Origin of the sequence: Nonomuraea sp. NPDC005983, assembly GCF_040614375.1 — a bacterium.
GTDB lineage: Bacteria > Actinomycetota > Actinomycetes > Streptosporangiales > Streptosporangiaceae > Nonomuraea.
Window position 1 is genome coordinate 1 of record NZ_JBEXUP010000182.1, and the last position, 15,450, is coordinate 15,450.

Genomic DNA, 15,450 nt, shown 5'->3' on the forward strand with positions numbered 1-15,450 from the left:
GGCCTGCCGGCAGCTGGCCTCCTCGGCCCGCCGCCGCATCCGCGCGTCGCAGGCTCCCGCGGCTCCGGCAGCCCAGCAGGCCGGCATCGTCAGGAACTTCAAGCAGGCCTGGGAAGCCAAGGACATCGACGCCCTCATCGGCCTCCTCGACCCCGACGCCACGGCGACCGGCGACGGCGGCGGCCTCGTCAGCGCCGTGCTCCGCCCCGTTGACGGCGGCGAGCAGGTCGCGCGCTACTTGGTCGAGATCGCCGACAAGGCGCCCGACCTGACGATCCTGGAGCGCAGGGTCAACGGCCAGCCCGGTCTGGCGGCTCAGCACGACGGCGTCACCGTGCTGGTGATGGCGTTCGACGTCGCAGGCGACCGGATCAAGCACATCTGGGCAGTACGCAACCCCGACAAGCTCCGGCCCTGGACGACGACCTGACGCGCTGCTCACCCAGGATGGCCAAGGGCTGAGTCATCGAGGCCGATCATCAGGTCGACAACGGCGTGGAGAAGCTGGCCGCCGTTGGGCACCTCAGCCTGCATGCGTCGACACCCTCGAAGCGATCGACGGCGGCGAGCACGCCGCCGCCGCGAGCCGGGCAGCGTGATCCGCCGCTACATCCCCTGGCGCAACCGCAACACCGACAAGCCCCGTCCACGAACGGTCGCCAGCAGGGGGACACCCACCAGGTCGGAATGTAGGCGACGTCGACTGCGGCTGGGGAGCGCCCACGGATTGTGGGTGTTCCCCGGCCGTCTTCTCTGCCTCAGCCCCGGGGGCTCCTGCCGGTGAAGGTGTTGAGCTGCTTGCAGGGAGCTGAGGTGCGGTCGGCTGTCGCGGTTACTCCGTGGGCCGGCGTGCCTGTCTTACTTCGCGGTCGATTGCCCAGGCGTCCGCTACCGGGCCAACGTGCCCGAGCTTGTCGGGGTTGATCACCGCGCGGATCGTCTGGATCTGCCCGTCGAGTACATCGAGCACCAGGGTGTGGAGGACCTTGCCGTCCCGGTCGCGGAAGATCGCGCCCGGCTGGCCGTTGACCTCGTGGGGCTCGAACGTCACATCGATCCGGGCCATCCGGGGGAAGATCGAGGCGAGCAGCCGGGCCACGTTCTCGGCGCCGATGACGGCCTTGGCCAACTGCGGGGCCTTGCCGCCGCCGTCGCCGACCATCGATACGTCCGCGGCGAGATGTTCCTGCAGGCCGGCGACGTCGCCTTCGCGAAGGGCGTCGAAGAACCGCGTCGCCAGTTCCTCCCGCTCATGGCGGCCCGCCTCGAAGCGGGGCCGGCCTGCGTTCATGTGACGCCGGGCCCGCACCGCCAGCTGACGGCACGCCGCCTCCGAGCGGCCCACCGCCGACGCGACCTCGGGAAAGCCGAAGTCGAACACCTCCCGCAGTACGAAGACCGCCCGCTCGAGCGGGCTGAGCCGCTCGAGCAGCAGCAGGGCCGCCATCGACACCGAGTCGGCCAGCTCCGCCGACCGCTCCGGATCCTCATAAGGGTCGGCGAGCAGCGGCTCGGGGAACCACGGCCCGACGTACTCCTCCCGCTGGACGCGCGCCGAGCGCAGTACGTCGATCGAGATGCGGGTCACCGTGGCCGACAGGAAGGCCTTGGCCGACGCGGGTTGTGTCGGGGAGGCCTCGAAGCGCAGCCAGGTCTCCTGGACCGCGTCCTCGGCCTCGCTCACGCTGCCCAGGATCCGGTAGGCGATCGAGAACAGCAGCGGCCGCAGCTTCTGGAACTCCTCGATCCTGCTCATGCCAGCTCCTCCTTGAAACCCTGACGCCACGAGGGGCAGCACAGCTGCCGGCCGAGCTCCTGCTCGGCGTTGGAGAAGCCGAGCCACTCGGTCATCATCGCCATCGCCATGTCCCCCGCCAGCAGTCGGGCCAGCCACGTGGGGATGCGCATCGGCCGCTTCGCCCCCGAGCACGCAGCCGGATACGGCAGCCACTCGCTGACCGGGGCGGGCTCGTCGTCGACGACGTTGAACACGCCCGTCACCTCCTGCTCCACGGCCAGGACGGTAGCACTCGCCGCTTCGTCGAAATGCACCCGACCAGCGGGCACTGCCGCTTGCGCACGAGCCCGACCTGATCATCGGAGGCGCCCGGCCCGTAGCGCAGTACCGTGCCGCCGGCTCTGATGAGCACGTCCTCGACGTAGCGCAGCGCCTCCGCCGACGTACGCAACTTCTCCGACAGCGCCTGGCGGCTACTCCGTGTGCAGCACCTTGGCGATCGTCAGGCGCGCCGCCGACCGCGCGGGGGGCAGCGCGCCGAGCACGGCGATCGCCAGGCCCGCCAGGGCCAGCAGGGCGAGCTGGGGCGCATGCCAGACCGCCTTCGCCGACTCGGGGAAGACGATCGAGCCGACGCTGTCCACAAGGACGCGGTGCCCGGCGACCCCGAGGGGGATGCCGAGCAACCCGGCCGCCATACCCACAAACGCCATGGAGGCCATCGTCATCACCGTGACCTGTCGTGGCGTCATGCCGATCGATTTGAGCATGCCCAGGTCGCGGCGACGCTCCCTGGTGTTCAGCAGGACGGTGTTGAACACGCCGAGCGCCGCGACCAGCGTGAGCAGCACGGTGAAGACCGAAGCGAAACCGACCACGGTCGGAGTGCTGATGGACTCGCCCTTGTCCGCGTCGATCTCTGCTCGCAGGCCGGGATCGGCGGACCGGACCGCCTGCGAGTAGGCCTTGGCGTCGGCGCCGGGCTTGAGCTGGACCTGGTAGACATCGGCCGGGATCTGCGGGGCGAGCGCGGCCAGCGTCGGCCAGGAGGACCAGATGAAGCGAGGCCCGCCCTCCATGGCCTCGCCGACGATGGTGACCGGTGCCTGCTTGCCCTTGAGCGTTAGCGTGATCTTGTCGCCGACGCTCAGGCCCCGCTGGGACAGGAAGGACGGCGGGACGACGACCTCGCCCGGCCCCTCCAGCCAACGGCCCTTGACGATCTGGCCGGCCAGGCTCGGCGTGTCCCCGCGCAGGAAGTGCACGTCGAGCGATTGCTGCTGGTAACCGGCTAGGTTCACGCCGACGAAGACGCCTGCGGTGATCTTGAGGGTGCCGGGCAGAGAGCGGAGCATCCTCTCGGTCTCCTGATCGCTCAGCTTCCGCGTCGGGCCGAGTCCCGGCCTGCCGGCGCGCACGAAGAACTCGGCGGCCTCACCGCTGCTCCCGGCCTCGGCGAAGGCGACGAGCGTGCTGGTCAGGCCGGTGGAGAGGGTCACTGTGGTCACCCCGAGGACGATGGCGCCCATGGTCATGAGGGAGCGTCCGGGGCGGGCGAACGGCTGGCCCAGGCCCAGGCTGAGGGAGCGCGGCAGCCGGGTCCCGCCGAGCAGGCGCTGCACCCGAAGCCCATGGCCGGTTCGCGGCGCACCTCCCCCGCTGATGGCCCGGGCGGCCGAGAGCCGGTGTGCCCGCAGGGCGGGGATCAGCGCGGCGAGGGCGGCCAGCGCGGGCATGGCGATCGAGACGACGGCCGGGACCCAGGCGCTGACGCCGATGGTGGCGTTGCCGGTCTCGATCCCCTCGAAGGCGGCCTCGAGGACGGGCTTCGTCAGCAGGGCGCCGAGCGTGGTTCCCAGGACGCAGCCGGCCACAGCCGGCAGGCAGACCATGGTGAGGTAGACCGCGACCACCTGGTTCGGGGTGAAGCCCAGCGCCTTGAGCACGCCGATGTGCTTGAACCCCGAGATGACCGCGCCGCTGATGACGTTGCCCACGATCAGGACCGCGACCGCCAACCCGAGGACGCCGAAGACCATCATGAAGGGCAGATAGTCGTCGCTCTGGCCGGAGAAGGCCGCCTTGATGGAGAGATAGGAGCGAGAGCTGCTCAGCGCCCCCTTGGGCAGCTCCGCGGTGATGGTGGCCAGGCTCGTGCGGATCTGCTCCTCTGTAGCGGCTGAGGCGAAGCGGTAGAGCATCTGGCTTGCGGCCGGGGCGAGCACGGCCAGTTGCTCGGGGAGCACCCACGCGCCGGCGGACTGGCTCATGCTGGTGGCGAAGCCGACGACGGTCAGCGATTTGCCCCCGGGTAGCTTGAGCTTCGAGCCCAGGGCGCCGGGCTTGAGCGGGACGTTGAAGCGCTGGTTGACGACGATCTCTCCGAGGGCGGCGGGCCAGCGCCCGTGGACGACCTCGACGCGGTCCACCGCGCCTGCGGGGTCGGCCCGGCCCGCCACGACGAGAGGTCCGGCGGGCACGGCGGGCGAGCCCTTGGGGACGGTGACGGTGGTCTGGTCGAAAGGACCGGCTGCGGCCTCGACGCCCTTGTGCCGGGCGGTCCTCTCCAACTCGGCGCGCGAGACCTTCGCGGTGTCGAAGACGGCGACCAGGTGGGCGCCGTTCTGCTCGCCGAAGGCCTCGTCGAAGGGGGAGGTGGCGGCGTCGAGCAGCCCCAGCGCGAGCATGCTGGTGGTGCTGGAACAGAGCACGATCAGCCCGATCACCAGCGTCTGCAGCCTGCGCCGCCACACCGCCGCGCGCGCGGCCTGCCACACCGCGCTCATGAGGTCGGCTCCAGCGCGCTCTGGCGCACCACCCTGCCGTCGGCGAACTCGACCAGCCGGGTGGCGCAGCGGGTGGCCAGCTGCGGGTCGTGGGTGACGATCAACAGGGTGTGGCCGAGCCGGTTGAGCTCGACAAGCAGGTCCATCACCTGCCGGCCTGAGCTGCTGTCCAGCGCTCCAGTCGGTTCGTCGGCCAGCAGGAGGGTGGGGCGGTTTATCAGGGCTCTGGCGACGGCCACGCGCTGACGCTCGCCCCCGCTCAGAGTCGCCGGGTAGTTGTCACGGCGCTCGGCCACGCCGAGTTCCTGGAGCAGCTCGAGTGCGCGCGACCGGGCCTGCCTGGCTGGGGCGCCGGTCAGTTGCGCGGCCAGGGCGACGTTGTCCAGCGCGGGCAGGTCGTCGATGAGGTTGAAGAACTGGAAGATCATGCCGATGTGCCGGCGGCGGAACAGCGCCAGGCCGGTCTCGTCCAGCTGGCCCAGATCCTGCCCGTGCACCAGGATCGTGCCCGAACTCGGGCGGTCCAGGCCGCCGACCATGTTGAGCAGGGTCGACTTGCCACAGCCCGAAGGGCCCATGACGGCCACCGACTCCCCGGCGCGAATCTCCAGGGAGACTCCGTCCAGCGCCGCCGCCTCGCCGTACTCCTTGCGCAGGCCCTCCACCCGAATGACGGGCTCTCCCGCGTTGTTCTCCGTTGTCATGGCGCATCAGCCTGGCCAGGCCGGGCTACAGCACCACGTGAGCCAGGCAAGAGAACGGTAAGAAAACGCCGACATACGTACTCTTATTGGCACAATTCGCGGGTGACGTACACCGTGCTGCTCGCCGAGGACGACCGGCCCATCCGCGACTCCCTGGCGCGTACCCTCCGCCTGGAAGGCTATGAAGTGATCGCCGTGGCCGACGGCGTCCAGGCCCTGGCCGCCGCGCACGATCGCCACCCCGACGTGCTGGTGCTGGACGTGATGATGCCGGGCGTCGACGGGCTCGGCGTCTGCCAGGTGCTGCGCGCCGAAGGCGACCAGAGGCCGATCCTGATGCTCACCGCCCGGGTCGAGACCGCCGACCGGGTGGCCGGCCTGGACGCCGGCGCGGACGACTACCTGCCCAAGCCGTTCGAGCCGCTGGAACTGTTGGCCCGCCTGCGCGCGTTGCTGCGCCGCGCCGGGAACGGCCAGGCGGACGGCGCCGCCATCCAGGTCGCCGACCTGCGCCTGGACTCCGCCGCCCGGCGCGCCTGGCGCGGCCCGCGCGAGCTCGCCCTCACCCGCACCGAGTTCGACCTGCTCGAACTGCTGGCCCGCAACCAGGGCATCGTCCTCAGCCACGCCACCATCTACGAGCGCATCTGGGGCTACGACTTCGGCCCCGGGGCCAAGAACCTCGCCGTCTACGTCGGTTACCTGCGCCGCAAGCTGGACCCGCCCGGGCAGCCGCCACTGATCCACACCGTACGCGGGGTCGGCTACACCCTGAGGCGGCCATGAGCCGCCGCAGCCTGCGCACCACCCTGGCGCTCGCCTTCGCCGCCATGGGGGCGCTGGTCAGCGTGCTCGTTGGCGGGCTGAGCTACGACGCCGCCGCCGCCATGGTGCGCGCCGATGAGAAGGCCGTCTTCGCGGGGATCGTCAACGACCTGCGGATCCAGGTGCGGCAGGGACGCTTCGCAGCCGAGGACTTCACCACCGACGACCCCCGCCGGCACCTGCTGCCCGGGCTGTTCCGGGCCGCCCGGATCAGCATCCAGATCCTGGGCCCCGAGGCCGCAGCGCAGTCCCCTGTCCCGCTGCCCTCGGACCGGCCGGGCACGGTCCGGCAGCCCGCGTACGGCCCTCGAGGCGAGGTCGCCATCGGCGGCGCCCGCTACCGCACCGCCACCGTGCCACTCGGCAACGACCGCGGCGTCATCCAGATCACCCAGCGGCTCAGCGACACCGAAGAGCTCCTGGCCCAGCTGGGTCGGCGCGTCATGCTCGTGGCCGGCGCCGCCGTCGTCATCGCGGCGGTGGTGGGATGGTGGCTGGCCCGCAGAAGCACCCGCCGACTGATCCGGCTGACCGCCGTCGCCGAAGAGGTCGCCTCCACCGGCAGGCTGGAGGTGGCCGTGCCGGTCACCGGCCAGGACGAGATCGGCCGGCTCGGCCGCTCCTTCGACGACATGCTCGGCCGCCTCGCCACCTCCAGGCACGACCAGCAACGCCTGGTCCAGGACGCAGGGCACGAACTGCGCACCCCGCTCACGAGCCTGCGTACCAACATCGCGATGCTGAGCCGCCTCAGCGAGTTGCCGCCCCAAGACCGGCAGGACCTACTGCGGGACCTGGTCCAGGAGGGGCGCGAGCTGACCACCCTGGTCGACGAGCTGATGGAGCTGGCCGCAGGCGAGCGCGAGGGCGAGGAGGCAGTCGAGATCCAGCTCGCCGACCTCGCCGAGAAGACGGCGGCCATGGCCAGGCGCCGAAGCGGGCGGGAGATCCAGGTGCGCGCCGTCCCCACCGTGGTCACGGCACGCCGGGCGGCACTCCAGCGCGCCCTGTCCAACCTGCTCGACAACGCCGCGAAGTTCGACCCTGACGGCACCGAGCCGATCGAGCTGGTCGCGCAGGCCCACCGGATCGAGGTCCGCGACCGGGGCCCGGGCATCGCCGAGCACGACCTGGAACGCGTCTTCGACCGTTTCTACCGCGCGGTCGACACCCGCGGCCTGCCCGGCTCCGGCCTGGGCCTGGCCATCGTCAAGGAGGTCGCGCACCGCCACGGCGGCACTGCCTTCGCCGCCAACCGCTTGGGCGGCGGCGCCGTCGTGGGCCTCACCCTGGGAGCAGCAGGCGCACCCTCCGGAGGAGGGGATCCATGATCAGCGAGGCGGGCGCACTCCCGTCATGTCCTTTCTTCCTCCGCCGCGTGAGGTGACGGATCCGCGGGCCAGTTCTCCAACAGGAGGTGGAGGCCGTCAAGGGCCCGCTCCCAGGACTTCTGCACGTCGCGGGAGTGGCTGAATCCGCCGTTGGCCTCCAGGGTGATGTAGCCGTGGAAGGCACTGCGCAACAGGCGGCCCGCGTCGGTCAGGTCCGGCTCGACCAGGTTGTATGCGCGCAGCATCGCGTGGGTGAGCTCGATGGTGCGGATGTAGACGGTGGACGTGGCGAGCACGGCGGGGTCCAGTTGGACCGCCTGGGTCGCTGCGTAGCGGCCGGGGTGGGCCAGCGCGTAGTCGCGGTAGGCGTTGGCGAACGCGGCCATCGCGTCCTTCCCGGCCCGGCCCGCGACCGCCGCGGCGATGCGGTCGGCCAGCTCTCCCGCGGCCAGCAGCGCGACCCGTTCCCGCAGGTCCTGAAGGTTCCTGACGTGCGCGTACAGGCTCGCGTCCTTGACCCCGAAGCTCCGCGCCAGCGCGGACACGGTGATGTTCTCGAACCCGACGGCGTCCGCCAGGTCCGCGGCCGCTGTCGTCACGCGCTCGGCTGTGAGTCCCGCACGAGCCATCCGCCACCTCCACGCTTCCTAGAGCTACTAGGTAGTTGCATAATATTCCTAGGGATTGTAGCGTTCCGCGCCATGAAAGCAGTCACTGAACAGGAAATCCGTGCATCGTTCGTCAACTGCTCCAAAGGGGAGGCCAAGCGGCTGACGCTCCCACGGGGCCTCACCGAGCAGCCCTGGGATGACCTTGACTTCCTGGGATGGCGCGACTCCGGCGCTCCGGATCGCGGCTACCTCGTGACCGATCGCGGCGGCGAGGTCGTCGGCGTGGCGCTCCGCCTGGCCGCCGAGCGGCGCGGGAGTCTCCACCGCGGAATGTGCTCCCTGTGCCTCACCACGCATCCCGGCAGCGGCGTCTCCCTGATGACCGCCCGGCGAGCGGGCCAGGCCGGCCGGGACAGCAACTCGGTCGGCGTGTACGTGTGCACCGACCTCGCCTGCTCCCTGTACGTGCGCGGCAAGAAGATCCCGGACCTGGGAGGGCGCCTCGAAGAGACCCTGACGGTGGAGCAGCAGATCGATCGCACCAGGAGCAAACTGTCCGCGTTCCTGGACAAGGTCATGGTGTGAACCGGGGCGGCTACTCGAGGCCCACGCGCGTGCGCCTGCGTCGCAACCATCGACATCACGAGAAAGAGGATCACCGTGGAGCACAGCGGATGGGCCGACCAACGGTTCGGGGCAGTCGCAGACGCCTTCTCCCGAAACTTCGCCGAATATGGTGAACTCGGCGCGGCCGTCACCGTGTTCGTCGACGGACGCAAGGTCGTGGACCTGTGGGGTGGGGTCGCGGACGAGCGGACCGGCCGGCCGTGGATCGAGGACACGGTCGTGCCCGTCTTCTCCTGCGCCAAGGGCATCGTCGGCATCTGCGCCCACCTCCTCGCGCAGGAGGGACACCTCGAGCTCGATGCCCCGGTGAGCCGGTACTGGCCCGAGTTCGCGCAGCACGGCAAGGAGGGCATCACCTGTCGCATGGTCCTCGGACACCGGGCAGGGCTCCCCGCCCTTGACCCGGTGCTCAGCTTCGAGGAGATCGCCGCCTGGACACCGGTGATCCACGCCATCGAGGAGCAGGAACCGCTGTGGGAGCCGGGCACGGCGTACGAGTACCACGGCCACGTCTTCGGGTTCCTCATCGGTGAGGTCATCCGGCGCATCACCGGGCTCACCCCTGGCGCGTACTTCCGCCGCGCCGTGGGAGAGCCGCTGCGGCTGCGGGCCTGGATCGGCCTGCCCGCCGAGGAGATGGACGGCCGTGCCCGGCTCGTCGAGGCCGAAGGGCGGCCTGGAATGCCAGGACCTGAACACCTGCTCACCCGCATCGTGACGATGAACGGCGCGCTGGTCTTCCCCGGCCTAGACGAGTCGCGCGGCTGGAACGACCCGGCGTTGCTCGGCATGGAGTTGCCCGGAGCGGGTGCCACGGCCTCAGCGAGTGGCCTCGCTGGACTGTACGCGGCGGCCGTGACCGGCATTGAAGGCCGAGAGCGGCTGCTCACGCCGGACACCGTGACGGACGCGGTCCGCGAGGTTTCCGCCGGCAAGGGATGGCTGGGCTTCGATGCCGGGGCGCGCTGGGGCTCGGGCTTCCTGCTCGACTCGGCCTTCCGGCCGATGCTGGGGCGGCGCAGCTTCGGCAACGACGGAGCGGGCGGACAGTTCGCCTTCGGTGACGACGAGTTCGGCGTGGGCTTCGCGTACGTCGCCAACCGCATGATCGGCCACGGCGACGCCCGTGCCAACCGCCTGATCGAGGCTGTGCGCAAGTGCCTGGCAGACGGTTGATGCGGGTAAGGCAGAGGGCCGGGTACAAGCTGCCCCGTTCTTTTCAGGCGCGTCAGGGTGTGCGGTGTGCTCGGGGATCTCGGGCTGTGACGGCGTCGACTTCGGTGCTTCGCTGCCGGGCCGGGTGTTGGGGCATCGGGCCGTCCTCGATGCCCCAGGTGTCCACGACCGCTACTCCCGGCTCGTGGCCAGGTCAGTGATCAGCGGATTCCCACCACACCAGATGGGCGGCCGCCTGGGCCACCGGCTCGATGATCTCCCACGCCTCGGCGATCAGCCCATTGTCGAGCCGCCAGATATCGACGACCGCGATCCCCGGCTCGGCGCCGGGAAGCCAGCGCCGCGAGTACATCACGACGTGATCACCGTCGGCCAGCACGTGATGGACCTCGACTTGCATGCCGGCGAGCGGGATGAGCGCGGCGCGTACGGCGGCGAGCCACTCCGCCTTGGTCGACGAGGTCGAATCCGGCCGGTGATGGACGAAGTCATCGCTCAGCAACGGCGCGAGCGCATCGACGTCGCCCGTCCCGACCAGTTCCGTCAGCGCCCGTTGGACGATGCTCTTGTTCTCTGTAGTCATGGAGGCAGTGTGTCTGCCGTTGGCGACGGTCGTCGATGAACTCGGATTTCATTGGCGCACGGCTCCACGAGGAGTAGCGTCGGCGGTCATGTACACGGTCGGGGAGCTGTTGCGGCAATGGCGGCATCGTCGGCGACTCAGCCAACTCGATCTTGCGATCGCCGCCGACGTCTCAGCTCGTCACGTCAGCCTGGTGGAGACCGGCAAGTCCAAGCCGAGCGCCGACATGGTCCTCCGGCTCGCCGATCAGCTCGATGTGCCGTTGCGTGAGCGCAACCGGCTGTTGCTCGCCGCCGGCTTCGCACCCCGGTACGCCGAGCGGCCGCTCGACGGGAACGCGCTGTCGGCGGCCTGGGACGCGGTTGAGAAGGTGCTCCGCGCACACGAGCCGTTCCCGGCGCTGGTCCTGGATCACCGATGGAACATCGTGATGACCAATCGCGCTGTCGACCCGTTCCTCGCAGACGTCGCCCCCGACCTGCTGCGACCGCCGATCAACATGCTGCGGCTGGGACTGGACCCGCGCGGGCTCGCTCCTCGGATCGTCAATCTGGCCGAGATGCGTGTGGTGCTCCGTGCCCGAATCGCGCGTCAGCTTGCCGCTGCTCCCGACTCCGAGCTCACTGCGCTCTACGAGGAACTGCTGGCGCCCGGCTCCGAGGAGGCGAGCCACCCGATCGAGTCCGAGGTCGTGATCCCGATGATCTTTCGCTTCGGCGGCCGGGAACTGCGGCTGTTCTCGACGACCACCACGTTCGGCACCCCGATGGACATCACGCTGGACGAGATCGCGATCGAGTCGTACTACCCGACGGACGCGGAGAGCGCCGCCTACTTCACGAAGCCCGGCGCTGACGCTCCAGCCGACACGTAGCCACCTGCCCCCTGATCAACGAGGGCGCCGTTCGGGGTGGCCGGTACCGCCGCCCTGGCCTTCGGCTTCGATGCCGAGGCCGGGTACGGCCTGCTGGTGCCCGGCCTCATCGTCGTCGGCCAGGGCGTCGTCTGGACCGCCATGTGGATCGCCGCCGCCACCGGAACCGCCACGCAGCGCGACAAAGCCCACGCGGCCGACCGACCGCACCGACGGGACGGAAGACGGCGCGGTCGTGACCTACCTCCGCCCACCGGCTACAGCCGGAGCCCCCACAAGGCTGCGGGGGTGGAACTCGCGGGCGGAACCGATCGATGGGTGCGGGGGGCGCCACTGACCTGCGCTGACGCAGCATCCGCACGCACTAACGCGGCCTTGCGGAGGCACGGGCAAGGTCGCGAGCGAGATGGGAGCGGTGCAGGCGCCCGGTCCTTGCCAAGCGGGACAGGTCAGCACGGTTGTCGTGCATCAGCTGCAGGTGAAAGTAGTTCACGTACTCCAGCACCGCGAACACCCACAGTGCTAAGCCCGGCCACACCTGCGTGCCGAAGCCGCTGCGGACCAGTCCCGCACCGATCACGACAGCACCACCCGCCAGCAAGGCAAGGTTGACGCGCGCCAGGACGCGATACACGCCGATCCCCGCCGGAACAGCTGATCGCGAAGTGAGCTGGGCGAGCTTCAGCCACCAGTACGCGCCGCCCTCAGCCAACAGGACCAGGACCAGCAGGAGCCCGGTCAGGTTGGCCGGAGTTAGGGGCATCCCCAACCTGCCGATCAACGCCAGGGAGATGATGGGGATGTTGACGAACTCCAGGACCGCAAGGTTGCGGACGCGCCTCGTCACCGGCGCGGATGGGGTGGGCATACGGGCTATTCTTCTCGATTCCCGCTCGAATCGAGTGCCCCCCGATGTGATGCGGGCCGCGTCCCGTCCGCTCGTGGCCCTGCTGCTGGGGTCCCTCCGCGCCCACCCGGCCGATCCCCCGGACCGTTACCGCCGTCGCCGACCGGGTGGCATCGTCGGGGACGTTCAGCGGGCGAGCAGGTCCCGCAGGGCCTTGGCGATGTCGGCGGGGGCTTCCTCGGCCATGAAATGGCCGCAGGTCACGCCGACGTGCCGCAGGTCGGACGCCCAGGCCTGCCACAGCGCGGCGGCGTCGAAGCCGAGGGCGGCGCCCCAGTCCTGCTGGAGCACGGTGACCGGCATCCGCAACCGGTTACCGGCCGCGCGGTCGGCCTGGTCGTGGTCGACGTCGATGCCGGCGGAGGCGCGGTAGTCGGCGACGATCGAGGGCACCGCGTCGCGGCAGGCGTCCAGGTAGGCGGCGCGGACGTCGGCGGGAACGGCCTGCGGGTCGTTGGCCCAGATGTCGAGGAAGTGGCCGAAGAAGGCGTCCGAGCCGGCGGCTATCAGCTGCTCGGGCAGGCCGGGAGGCTGGGCCATCAGGTACAGGTGGAAGCCGACGGCGGCGGTGGTGCCGTGCATCACGTCCCACATGTCCAGGGTCGGGAGCACGTCCAGGCAGGCGAGATGGGTGATCGTCTCGGGGTGGTCGAGTGCGGCGCGGAAGGCGACCAGGGCGCCACGGTCGTGCCCGGCCAGCGCGAAGCGCTCGTGCCCGAGCGCGCGGGCCAAGGCGACGATGTCGACGGCCATGGTGCGCTTGGCGTAGGCGGTGCCGTCGGTGTCGGCGGGTTTGTCGCTGGCGCCGTAGCCGCGCAGGTCGGGGCAGATCACGGTGTGGTCGGCCGCGAGGTCGGCGGCCACATGCCGCCACATCAGGTGGGTCTGCGGGAAGCCGTGCAGCAGCACGATCGGAGTGCCCGAGCCGCCGACGGCCGCGTTGAGCGACACGCCATCGGCGACGGGGACGTGCTGATAGTCGAAGCCGGTGATGGCAGGCGCCATGATTTCGTCCCTTTCTGTGGTGGGTCGGCCTCAGCGTTCCAGGCGCGGATGAGCATCGAATGAGCGCGCTACCGTGGCTTGGGGGCGACATGCCGCGGAAAGGATGGTCAGGGGTGCGGGTCCTGTTCGGCGTGCTGGGGCCGGTGATGGCCTGGGACGACACCGGAGACGCGATCGCCCTGAAGGGGCCTCGGCACCGAGCGGTGCTGGCCCGGCTGATCATCGCCCGTCGCCGCGTCGTCCCCGTCACCCGCCTGGTCGACGACCTGTGGCCGGACCCGCCCGCTGACGCGGTGGGCGCGGTGCGCACCTTCGTTGCCGCGCTGCGCCGCGCGCTGGAACCCCGACGTCCGCCCCGCTCTCCGGCCCGGTTGCTGGTCACCGAGGGGCCCGGGTACGCGCTGCGCGCCGAGCCCGACACGGTGGACGCCTGGCGCTTCGAGCAGGCGGTGGCCGCCGCCTCCACGCTGCCACCAGGGGACGTGCTCGCGCGGCTTCACCAGGTGCTGGAGTGCTGGCGCGGGCCCGCCTACGCCGAGTTCGCCGACCAGCCCTGGGCCCGCGCGGAGCGCTCCCGCCTCGCCGAACTGCGGCTGCACGCCGTCGAGCGGCAGGCCGAGGCCCGCCTGTCCCTGGGCCTGGCAGCCGAGGCGGCGGCGGACCTGGATGCGCACGTGGCAGAGCACCCGTGGCGGGAGGACGCCTGGCGGCTGCTGGCCCTGGCGCTGTACCGCACCGGACGCCAGGGCGACGCGCTGGCGGTCCTGCGCCGGGCGCGCACGCTTCTGGTCGAGCAACTGGGCGTGGACCCGGGCCCACGGCTGCGCGGCCTGGAGGCCGACATCCTCGCTCACGCCGTCCACCTCGACCCCGAGCCGGGCGGGGCGGCGCGGGTGTGGGCGCAGACGGCGGCCGCCTACGACCGCGCCGTCCCATCAGGGGCCCGGGCGCGCCTGGAGTCGACGGTGGGGCTGCTGCGCAACCTCGCGGTGACCGGCGGCAGCGGTCTTCAGGAAGCCCGCCGGCACCGCGTGGCGGCCATCGCGGCGGCCGAGGAACTGGGCGACGCGGAACTGACCGCCCGCGTGATCGGCGCCTACGACGTCCCGGCGATCTGGACGCGGGTCGACGACCCGGAGCAGGCCGCACAGGCGGTCGCGGCGGCCGAGCGTACCCTGACCGCCCTCCCACCGAGCGGGTACGAGGCGGCGCGGGCCCGGCTGCTGGCCACGATCGCCCAGGAGACGCGTGGCACCCGCGCGGCGCGCGGGCCTCAGGCCGCCCGGCAGGCGGAGGAGATCGCCCGTCGCCTGGACGATCCGGCGCTCCTGGCGTTCGCGCTCAACGCCGTGTTCATGCAGAGCTTCGACCGCGCCGGTCTGGCGCCGCGCCGCGACGAGATCGGCGCCGAGCTGGTCGCCCTGTCCGCCCGGCACGGCCTGGTCGGCTCCGAGGTCCTCGGCCACCTCATCCGCCTCCAGGCGTGCAGCGCCCTGGCGGACTTCGCCGCAGCCGACCGCCATGCGACCGCCGCGGATTGCTTGGCCGCGCGCCATGAGCTGCCGCTGGTGGGCGTGTTCACCCAGTGGTACGCCGCGCTGCGGCTCGCCGAGACCGGCTCGGCGGCCGAGGCGGAGGCGGCCTACAGGGACGCCGCCGCCCGGCTGGACGGCGCCGGCATGCCCGGGCTGGAGCACGGCCTGCTGCCGCTCGCGCTGCTGTGCCTGCGTGTGCGGCACGCGCTGCCCGTCCAGGCCGGCGAAGACACCGACTGGGGGCCCTACGAGACCTGGACCCGCCCCCTGCGGCTGCTGGCCCAGGACCGCCGCACAGAGGCCGCGGCGGTGCTGCGCAACGTACCGGACCCGCCTCGCGACCTGCTGTTCGAGGCCCTGTGGTGCCTTACCGCCCGAGCGGCCATCACCGTCGGCGACCGCGAGACGATGGAGCGCGCCCAAGCCGAGCTCGCCCCGGCGGCGGCGGAGCTGGGCGGGGCGGGCAGCGGGCTCCTCACCGTCGGTCCGGTCTCGAAGCATTTGGGCGATCTCGCCGCCGCCCTCGGGCGTCCTCACTGAACTGTGGGTTCGATCTTTGGTGTGTGAGTGGTTCGTGCCGGAAGGTCAGGTGTTCTGGTTTCTACGGGACAGCTCGCGCGCGGATAGGCAGGGCTCTGTACGCCGGGCTCGATCAGAATGTGGGCCAGTGCTCCGGCGTTTACGCCGGGGGTGAAGGCCCACGTGGGAGTGCCCGCTAGGGCGCGAGCGTGCCCTGACCTTTCAGGTT

At 71.1% G+C, this 15,450-nt stretch carries 15 protein-coding genes and 1 pseudogene; 7 read left to right on the forward strand and 9 right to left on the reverse strand.

Annotation, left to right across the window (positions count from 1 at the left end; translation table 11 throughout):
• Positions 1-430: pseudogene (locus ABZ297_RS42155) on the forward strand (RNA polymerase subunit sigma-24); the annotation flags it as partial.
• A gap of 402 nt (positions 431-832) precedes the next feature.
• Here ABZ297_RS42155 and ABZ297_RS42160 read toward each other — a convergent pair.
• From ABZ297_RS42160 to ABZ297_RS42175, 4 genes are all read right to left on the reverse strand, one after another.
• Complete coding sequence (locus tag ABZ297_RS42160; protein WP_355358592.1) at positions 833-1,756, reverse strand: RNA polymerase sigma-70 factor; 924 nt, start codon at positions 1,754-1,756, stop codon at positions 833-835.
• Positions 1,753-2,052 (reverse strand): hypothetical protein, encoded by a 300-nt coding sequence (locus tag ABZ297_RS42165; RefSeq protein ID WP_355358595.1) that lies wholly within the window; start codon positions 2,050-2,052, stop codon positions 1,753-1,755. The genes ABZ297_RS42160 and ABZ297_RS42165 overlap by 4 nt, the downstream gene beginning before the upstream one ends.
• A gap of 159 nt (positions 2,053-2,211) precedes the next feature.
• Complete coding sequence (locus ABZ297_RS42170) at positions 2,212-4,524, reverse strand: FtsX-like permease family protein (RefSeq protein ID WP_355358598.1); 2,313 nt, start codon at positions 4,522-4,524, stop codon at positions 2,212-2,214.
• Positions 4,521-5,228 carry an ABC transporter ATP-binding protein gene (locus ABZ297_RS42175; protein ID WP_355358601.1) on the reverse strand — a complete coding sequence of 236 codons (708 nt, stop codon included), beginning with the start codon at positions 5,226-5,228 and terminating at the stop codon, positions 4,521-4,523. The genes ABZ297_RS42170 and ABZ297_RS42175 overlap by 4 nt, the downstream gene beginning before the upstream one ends.
• 102 nt (positions 5,229-5,330) lie before the next feature.
• Between ABZ297_RS42175 and ABZ297_RS42180 the strand changes: the two genes are divergently transcribed.
• Positions 5,331-6,014: a response regulator transcription factor gene (locus ABZ297_RS42180; protein ID WP_355358604.1), complete on the forward strand. Its 684-nt coding sequence runs from the start codon at positions 5,331-5,333 to the stop codon at positions 6,012-6,014.
• Positions 6,011-7,384 (forward strand): ATP-binding protein, encoded by a 1,374-nt coding sequence (locus tag ABZ297_RS42185; protein WP_355358607.1) that lies wholly within the window; start codon positions 6,011-6,013, stop codon positions 7,382-7,384. The genes ABZ297_RS42180 and ABZ297_RS42185 overlap by 4 nt, the downstream gene beginning before the upstream one ends.
• A gap of 23 nt (positions 7,385-7,407) precedes the next feature.
• Here ABZ297_RS42185 and ABZ297_RS42190 read toward each other — a convergent pair whose 3' ends face one another.
• Complete coding sequence (locus ABZ297_RS42190) at positions 7,408-8,013, reverse strand: TetR-like C-terminal domain-containing protein (RefSeq protein ID WP_355358610.1); 606 nt, start codon at positions 8,011-8,013, stop codon at positions 7,408-7,410.
• A 72-nt stretch (positions 8,014-8,085) separates the two neighbouring features.
• Here ABZ297_RS42190 and ABZ297_RS42195 point away from each other — a divergent pair, with 72 nt between their 5' ends.
• Positions 8,086-8,580, forward strand: coding sequence for an FBP domain-containing protein (locus ABZ297_RS42195; RefSeq protein ID WP_355358612.1), 495 nt, complete (start codon positions 8,086-8,088; stop codon positions 8,578-8,580).
• 75 nt (positions 8,581-8,655) lie between these two features.
• Positions 8,656-9,798, forward strand: coding sequence for a serine hydrolase domain-containing protein (locus ABZ297_RS42200; RefSeq protein ID WP_355358615.1), 1,143 nt, complete (start codon positions 8,656-8,658; stop codon positions 9,796-9,798).
• A gap of 193 nt (positions 9,799-9,991) precedes the next feature.
• On the opposite strand, the gene ABZ297_RS42205 is transcribed toward ABZ297_RS42200, so the two are convergent.
• Complete coding sequence (locus ABZ297_RS42205; protein ID WP_355358618.1) at positions 9,992-10,381, reverse strand: nuclear transport factor 2 family protein; 390 nt, start codon at positions 10,379-10,381, stop codon at positions 9,992-9,994.
• Between the two features lie 88 nt (positions 10,382-10,469).
• Between ABZ297_RS42205 and ABZ297_RS42210 the strand changes: the two genes are divergently transcribed.
• The gene (locus ABZ297_RS42210) at positions 10,470-11,255 is read left to right on the forward strand and encodes a helix-turn-helix transcriptional regulator (RefSeq protein WP_355358621.1); all 786 of its coding nucleotides are present in this window, start codon (positions 10,470-10,472) and stop codon (positions 11,253-11,255) included.
• A gap of 15 nt (positions 11,256-11,270) precedes the next feature.
• Here the strand turns inward: ABZ297_RS42210 and ABZ297_RS42215 are convergent, their stop codons facing one another.
• The 3 genes from ABZ297_RS42215 to ABZ297_RS42225 all read right to left on the reverse strand — a co-directional run bounded on the left by ABZ297_RS42215 (position 11,271) and on the right by ABZ297_RS42225 (position 13,167).
• Positions 11,271-11,465, reverse strand: a complete 195-nt coding sequence (locus ABZ297_RS42215) for a hypothetical protein (protein ID WP_355358624.1) — start codon at positions 11,463-11,465, stop codon at positions 11,271-11,273.
• A 154-nt stretch (positions 11,466-11,619) separates the two neighbouring features.
• Positions 11,620-12,123 (reverse strand): hypothetical protein, encoded by a 504-nt coding sequence (locus ABZ297_RS42220; RefSeq protein ID WP_355358627.1) that lies wholly within the window; start codon positions 12,121-12,123, stop codon positions 11,620-11,622.
• A 165-nt stretch (positions 12,124-12,288) separates the two neighbouring features.
• Positions 12,289-13,167: an alpha/beta hydrolase gene (locus ABZ297_RS42225; RefSeq protein ID WP_355358630.1), complete on the reverse strand. Its 879-nt coding sequence runs from the start codon at positions 13,165-13,167 to the stop codon at positions 12,289-12,291.
• A gap of 89 nt (positions 13,168-13,256) precedes the next feature.
• Here ABZ297_RS42225 and ABZ297_RS42230 point away from each other — a divergent pair, with 89 nt between their 5' ends.
• Complete coding sequence (locus ABZ297_RS42230; protein ID WP_355358633.1) at positions 13,257-15,242, forward strand: BTAD domain-containing putative transcriptional regulator; 1,986 nt, start codon at positions 13,257-13,259, stop codon at positions 15,240-15,242.
• Positions 15,243-15,450: the final 208 nt, after the last annotated feature.

Bases quoted from the DNA above. Each gene is read 5' to 3' on its own strand.
- ABZ297_RS42160 (WP_355358592.1), bottom strand. From the start codon at position 1,756: ATGAGCAGGATCGAGGAGTTCCAGAAGCTGCGGCCGCTGCTGTTCTCG.
- ABZ297_RS42170 (WP_355358598.1), bottom strand. From the start codon at position 4,524: ATGAGCGCGGTGTGGCAGGCCGCGCGCGCGGCGGTGTGGCGGCGCAGG.
- ABZ297_RS42175 (WP_355358601.1), bottom strand. From the start codon at position 5,228: ATGACAACGGAGAACAACGCGGGAGAGCCCGTCATTCGGGTGGAGGGC.
- ABZ297_RS42185 (WP_355358607.1), top strand. From the start codon at position 6,011: ATGAGCCGCCGCAGCCTGCGCACCACCCTGGCGCTCGCCTTCGCCGCC.
- ABZ297_RS42190 (WP_355358610.1), bottom strand. From the start codon at position 8,013: ATGGCTCGTGCGGGACTCACAGCCGAGCGCGTGACGACAGCGGCCGCG.
- ABZ297_RS42195 (WP_355358612.1), top strand. From the start codon at position 8,086: ATGAAAGCAGTCACTGAACAGGAAATCCGTGCATCGTTCGTCAACTGC.
- ABZ297_RS42205 (WP_355358618.1), bottom strand. From the start codon at position 10,381: ATGACTACAGAGAACAAGAGCATCGTCCAACGGGCGCTGACGGAACTG.
- ABZ297_RS42210 (WP_355358621.1), top strand. From the start codon at position 10,470: ATGTACACGGTCGGGGAGCTGTTGCGGCAATGGCGGCATCGTCGGCGA.
- ABZ297_RS42220 (WP_355358627.1), bottom strand. From the start codon at position 12,123: ATGCCCACCCCATCCGCGCCGGTGACGAGGCGCGTCCGCAACCTTGCG.
- ABZ297_RS42225 (WP_355358630.1), bottom strand. From the start codon at position 13,167: ATGGCGCCTGCCATCACCGGCTTCGACTATCAGCACGTCCCCGTCGCC.
- ABZ297_RS42230 (WP_355358633.1), top strand. From the start codon at position 13,257: ATGCCGCGGAAAGGATGGTCAGGGGTGCGGGTCCTGTTCGGCGTGCTG.